Raw genomic sequence first — 6,185 nt, 5'->3', positions numbered from 1 at the left:
GGGCGGGTTTTGCACCGCCGCGAGGGCACTTTGGGCGCCTCAGAGGCTGCCTTGGGGTGATTTGCGCTGACCTCACAGCGAGCGTGAGCGAGTGTGCGGTGTACGAGCTTTTTTGTTCAGTGGTTCCCTAGCAATGGCGCGGATGGCAGCAATAGAACGAACTCGTCGCCGGTCCAACGAAAAACCCCGGCATTCACCGGGGCGTGGATGACCAAGCGTTGGGCAATCTGTTGCAACAGCCAGTCACCGACACGGTGACCAGCGGTGTCGTTGATGATGCGGAATCGCTCAATGTCTATGATTGCCAGCGCTCCCAGGTGTGTAGCCTGACCGTCGCTGGTTTCCGACAGTGTCCTGCGCAAGGCAGCTCCATTGCGCAAGCCGGTGATGGGGTCGTGGTTGGCCAGATGTTGCAATTCCCGCTCTTGCCGCAACTGCGGCCGAAGATCCCGCAGCCGACCCACGAAATACCGGTGTCCGCCCTGCGAGACCTCGGTGACCGATAGCATCGCATCCACCAATGAGCTGTCTTTGTGCAGGGCCTGTATGGGGATGTCTTTGCCGATGATGCGAGCTTCACCTGTTGTCAGGTAGTGCTGAATACAATCGTTGTGTCGAGCACCGTGATGGAGCGGCATCAATAGGCTGACGTTGCGACCCTTCAGTTCGGCCTCGGTATATCCCAGCAATCGTTCGAGGCCTGGGTTGATCAGCTCGATGGTGCCGCGCTCGTCGATGACGACAACACCGTCTTGCAAAGAGCGCAGCAGCGCCTGAAAAAATTCTGATCGCATCGTGTGCTGGGGCGTGTTCAGCGGTTGTCGACGCGGAACAGCCCCACTCCCTGTTGCAGTTGTTGGCTTTGTGCGCGCAGTGCGGCGGCGGATGCCGCCACCTCCTCGACCATGGCGGCGTTGCGTTGCGTGATGTCGTCGAGCTGTTGCACGGCCTGCTGCAGTTGGCTGAGGGCGGCCAGTTGCTGCTCGCTGGCGTCGGCAATCTCTTGCACCAGGGTTCGCGCATCGTCCACATCGTGTCGCAGAGCGGTCATGCTGGCCTGCGTGCGCTGGGACTGCTCGGCGCCGCTGTCCACGGCCTGTACCGTCTCATCGATCAACGCCTTGATGTCTTTGGCGGCTTGGCCGCTGCGCTGTGCCAGGGCGCGCACCTCCCCAGCCACCACGGCAAAACCGCGCCCGGCTTCGCCAGCACGGGCCGCTTCCACAGCGGCGTTGAGTGCGAGGATGTTGGTCTGGAAGGCGATGTTCTCGATGATGTGGGTGATCTGGGCGATGCGCTCTGCCGTGGCGCGGGTATGGTCCATCGCGCTGCGCAGCGCCTCGGCCTGCTGAGCTGCGCCATGCGCGGCGTCGCTGGCGGTCTGTACCCGCTGGGCCGCCCGCTGGGCCGACGCGGTGGTGGCGCGCACCGTCTCGACCAGCTGTGTCAAGCTCGCGGCGGACTGCTCCAAGGCGCTGGCCTGTGACTCACCACGGTTGGACAAATCCTGGTTGGCCGCAGCGATCTCCTGCGCTGCGACGTCGAGCTGTGTGGCCTCGTCGCGGATGTCGCGCACCACCCCAAAGACGTTGAGACCCGCTTGCCGCAGCGCACGCAGCAGCGCGCCGAAGGGGGCCGGTGCGTCGATGCGCTCTTGCGCCAGGTTGAGGTCGCCCCCGGCGATGCGGGTCGCCAGGTTTTGCGCCCGCTGTACCGGGGCCAAGGTGCGGCGGTGCAGCCAACGCCACAGCGCCAGGGCGAGCACGGCCTCGATGGTCAGTTCGGCTGCAATGGCAGCGGTGTTGTCGCCCAGCAGCGACTTCGCCCCGTGCCCCAGGCCGGAGGCCACGGCCAGCATCGTCAGCAAGGCCAGCAGGATCCACCCCGATGTGGTGGGGCGCAGCCGCGTCAGGGCGCCGCGCCAGCCCAGCGCCACCGGGTGGCCTTCGCGCAGTCCCACGGTGGGGCGGCCGGTTTCGGCCTCGCGCCGCATGCGCGCGTACAGGGCCTCGGCCGCGGCGATCTGTTCGGGGCTCGCTTCGGTACGCACCGACAGGTAGCCTATGGTCTTGCCGTCGTACAGCAGCGGCGTCGCGTTGGCCAGCACCCAGTAGTGGTCACCGTTTTTGCGTCGGTTTTTGACGGCCCCGGTCCATGGCTTACCCGCCTTGAGCGTGTCCCACATGTCGCGGAAGACCTCCGCCGGCATGTCCGGGTGGCGCACGATGTTGTGCGGCTGGCCCAGAAGCTCTTCCCGAGAAAAGCCGCTGACCTCCACGAACATGGGGTTGCAGTAGGTGATGCGGCTTTCGAGGTCCGTGGTCGAGACCAGGGTATAGCCCTTGGGAAAGGGATAGTTGTGCTGGGTGACGGGCAGATTGACACGCATGGCTCGGCAGCGAGGCAAAAGGCTCGCTTGATTTTCTCGCTGGGGGGGGATGTCAATAGTTATTTAATCAATAACCGCATTGGTTATTATTTTTATCAATAAATACTGATGCGCTCCTGGCAACCCCTGTGGGGGCGCGATGGTTTTGGTGTCGGATAAAAAAGACAAGCCGCCGAGGGAATGCCCCTGGCGGCTTGATGGTTTTGGCGGCTCAGAACGGCGCGGTACGCCGCGAGGGCCCGTGGTTTGTTTCAGGCCTTGGCCGCGCGCGGCGACTTGGTGGCGTTGACCGCGGTCGTGGCCACGGCCTTCAGGTTGGCTTCGGCCAGTTCGGTGGCTTGCTTGACGGCCTTTTGCACCGACTCCATCGCCGCGGCGGCGGTGGACACGGCGTTCTTGACGGCGGCCACGGCCGGCTCGCTGCCCTGGGGCGCGTTCTTGACGGCGCTGTCCAGCGCGCTGACGAACTGCTTTTGCGCTTCGGCGGCCTGGGCCTCGGCGACCTTGGCGAACTCGGCGCTCAGGCTGGAGGCGATGTCGTACACATGGCGGTTGTAGGCCGCGACCTTTTCGCCGACGGGCTGCAGCATGGCGTTTTGCAGGGCGACCAGATCCTGCATGTCCTTCACGCCCAGGAAGGCCTGGGTGTGCTCGGCCGTTTCGGCCATCAGCGTCTTGGCGGTTTGCAGGTTCAGCTCGGTCAGCTTTTCGACGCCGGCCAGCGCTTTTTCGCCCAGGTCGAACGCGGTGGCGGCGTTCTTCTTGTGCAGGGCGACGATTTGTTCGATGGTCATCATGGTGGGACTCCTTGTGAGCGGGTGGATGGGCAATGGGCCATGGCGCGCAACCTGCCTGCGGGATTTCCGCATCCGGCCTCGATCACCGGGTGTTCATGCTGCGCTGCAACATGGCTTCAGTATAGGGCAGCGGTGTCGAAATGCAAGCCCTTTTTGTTGCGGCGCAGCAAAAAAACGACGAACGGTCGTCGTCGCGGCCACGATCGCCGCCGGCGCGGCGTCAGTGGCCGGTTTGCAGGGGCAGCTCCACCCAGCGCAGCTCCGGATCTTCCGGGTGCGGCCGGATCGCAAAGCCGAGCTTTTCCACCAGGGCCAGCATGCCCTTGTTTTCGCGCAGCACGGTGCCGACGATGCGGCGCGTGCCGTGGCCGCGCAGGTAGCGGATCAGCCGCTCCATCAGCAGCCGGCCCAGGCCGCGGCCCTTGACGTCCGAGCGCACCAGGATGCCGTATTCGGCCGTGTCGTTGTCGGGGTCGCAGATGCCGCGCACCACGCCGATCGTCTCTGGGCGGCCGTCGGGGCCGGTGCGCGTGGCGATGAAGGCCATCTCGCGGTCGTAGTCGATCTGGGTCAGGCGCGCCAGTTCGCTGTGCTCGATGCTGCGCCGGCTGTAGAAGATGCGCAGGCGGATGTCCTCCGGGTCCACTTTTTCCAGGAAGGCCAGGTGCTGGGCTTCGTCTTCGGGTCGGATCGGGCGCACGGTCAGCGTCTCGCCGTGCCAGTCGAGGGTCTCGACCAGCTCCTGCGGGTAGGGGCGGATGGCAAAGTGGGCCGCACCCCCGGGGCGATCGCGGCTGACGCGCACCCGTGCGTCGAGGGCGACCGCGCCCTCGGCATCGACGATGAGCGGGTTGATGTCGATTTCGGCGATTTCCGGCACGTCGGCCAGCAGCTGCGAGACGGCCAGCAGCGCGGTGTGGATGGAGGGCCGGTGGGCGGGTGGCACGTCGCGGTAGCCGCGCAGCAGCCGGGCCACCCGGGTGCGCTCGATCAGCGACTCGGCCAGCGCGACGTTGAGCGGGGGCAGCGCCAACGCACGGTCGGCCAGGACTTCGACCGCTGTGCCACCCTGGCCAAACAGGATCACCGGGCCAAAGAGCGGGTCGATGCTGGCGCCAACGATGAGCTCATGCGCGTGGCGGCGTTGCACCATGGGCTGCACGGTAAAGCCCTCGATGCGCGCATCGGGCCGGCGTTGCGCCACCCGCTCGAGCATGGCGCGGGCCGCCTCGAGCACCTCTTGCGCATCGTGCAGGTTGAGTCGTACCCCGCCCACGTCGGATTTGTGCGTGATGTCGTGGGACAGGATCTTGAGCACCACCGGGTAGCCCAGCGCCTCGGCCGCGGCGACGGCGGCCTGGGGGTCGGCGGCGACGCTGTGCAGCGGGGTCACGGGCACCCCCGCCAACCGCAGCAGCGCCTTGGCCTCGGGCTCGGTCAGCCACTCGCGCCCGGCGGCCAGCGCCTGCTCGACGAGCTGGCGGATGCCAGGCAGGTCCGGCGCGAGGCCCGCGGGCAGCGCCGGTGGGGTCTCCATCAGCTCGGCCTGGTGGCGGTGGTACTGGCGCAGAAAGGAAAACGCGCGCACCGCCTCTTCGGGCGTGGGGTAGTCGGGGATGCCCGCGGCGCGAAAGCGCGCGCGCGCCTCGGCCACCGCGCTGTGGCCGAGCCAGCAGCCCAGCACGCGCGGCGGGCGTTCGCTGGCCAGGGGCAGCAGCGCCTCGGCGATGGCCGCGCTGGGCACGATGGCCGTGGGGGCCTGGATGAACAGGATGGCGCTGTCGCGGTCCTCGCGCAGGATGCGCAGCGCATCGACGTAGCGCTGGGCCGGGGCATCACCGATGATGTCCACCGGGTTGGCGCGCGACCAGTTGCCGGGCAGCACCGCGTCGAGCCGTTGCACGGTATCGGGCGCCAGCGTGGCCAGCTCCACCCCCATGTGGGCGGCGGCGTCGGCCGCCATCACGCCCGCGCCGCCGCCGTTGGTCAGCACCAGCAGCCGCTCGCTGCGGTTGTCGCGAAAGCGCGCCAGCAGCTCCACCGCCAAAAACAGCTGGTGCAGCGTGTTGACGCGCAGCATGCCGGCGCGCGAGATGGCGGCATCGAACACCTCGTCGGACCCGGCCAGCGCCCCGGTGTGCGAGGCCGCGGCACGGCTGCCCTGTGCCGAGCGCCCGGATTTGACCAGGATGACCGGCTTGTTGCGCGCCGCGGCACGCGCGGCGGACATGAATTTGCGCGGCGCCGTCACGGACTCGACGTACATCAGGATGGCGCGCGTGCGCGCGTCGCTGCCCAGGTAGTCGAGCAAGTCGCCAAAGTCCACGTCGGCGTGCTCGCCCAGCGAGACGAAATGCGAAAACCCGATACCGCGGTCGTTGGCCCAGTCCAGCACCGCCGTGACCAGCGCACCGGATTGCGACAGGAACGCGATGTGGCCCGGCTGTGCGTCGGCATGGGCAAAGCTGGCGTTGAGCCCCAGGTGCGGCACCAGCATGCCAATGCAATTGGGCCCGAGGATGCGCAGCGTGTGGCGGCGCGCGGCGCTGAGCATGGCCTGTTTTTGCCGTGCGTCCATGCCCGCGGTGACCACGACCGCAGCCCGCGTGCCCCGCTCGCCCAGGCGGGCGATGAGCTCGGGCACGGTGGCCGGTGGCGTGCAGATGACCGCCAAGTCGGGGGCGTGGGGCAAGTCGTCCAGATCCCGCGCCACCGGCACGCCCAGGTCGGGCTGGCGCGGGTTGACGGCGAAGAGCTCGCCGTGAAAGCCGCGCGCGAGGTTGCGCCAGACCGTGCCGCCCACGCTGTCGGGGCGGTCGGAGGCGCCCAAGACCGCGATGCTGCGGGGCGCGAACAGGTAGTCGAGGTTGCGGATGCTCATCGTGCGGGAGGCTCCGTGGTGGGGGCGTGCCGTGCCCGCCCCCGCTGACCCCGGCACGGCTGCGCGCGGCCATCGAGGCCCAGGCGCACCTGCCCCCCGGGGTGCAACAGGCGTGGGG

At 67.7% G+C, this 6,185-nt stretch carries 4 protein-coding genes; all 4 read right to left on the bottom strand.

Annotated elements, in window-relative coordinates; genetic code table 11:
• Nucleotides 1–116: 116 nt before the first annotated feature.
• The 4 genes from Tther_RS13660 to Tther_RS12580 all read right to left on the bottom strand — a co-directional run bounded on the left by Tther_RS13660 (nucleotide 117) and on the right by Tther_RS12580 (nucleotide 6,067).
• The gene (locus tag Tther_RS13660; RefSeq protein WP_143904409.1) at nucleotides 117–794 is read right to left on the bottom strand and encodes a GGDEF domain-containing protein; all 678 of its coding nucleotides are present in this window, start codon (nucleotides 792–794) and stop codon (nucleotides 117–119) included.
• A 17-nt stretch (nucleotides 795–811) separates the two neighbouring features.
• On the bottom strand, nucleotides 812–2,389 hold the full coding sequence (locus Tther_RS12590; RefSeq protein ID WP_143904407.1) for a methyl-accepting chemotaxis protein: 1,578 nt from the start codon (nucleotides 2,387–2,389) through the stop codon (nucleotides 812–814).
• A 251-nt stretch (nucleotides 2,390–2,640) separates the two neighbouring features.
• Nucleotides 2,641–3,186 carry a phasin family protein gene (locus tag Tther_RS12585; protein WP_143904405.1) on the bottom strand — a complete coding sequence of 182 codons (546 nt, stop codon included), beginning with the start codon at nucleotides 3,184–3,186 and terminating at the stop codon, nucleotides 2,641–2,643.
• Between the two features lie 220 nt (nucleotides 3,187–3,406).
• Nucleotides 3,407–6,067 carry a bifunctional acetate--CoA ligase family protein/GNAT family N-acetyltransferase gene (locus tag Tther_RS12580; RefSeq protein ID WP_143904403.1) on the bottom strand — a complete coding sequence of 887 codons (2,661 nt, stop codon included), beginning with the start codon at nucleotides 6,065–6,067 and terminating at the stop codon, nucleotides 3,407–3,409.
• Nucleotides 6,068–6,185 lie beyond the last annotated feature (118 nt).

It is taken from the genome of Tepidimonas thermarum (assembly GCF_007556705.1).
In the GTDB taxonomy this organism is placed as follows: Bacteria; Pseudomonadota; Gammaproteobacteria; order Burkholderiales; family Burkholderiaceae_C; genus Tepidimonas; species Tepidimonas thermarum.
The sequence above is the reverse complement of the archived record's forward strand: the minus strand, read 5'-3'. Positions and strand labels throughout refer to the sequence as shown.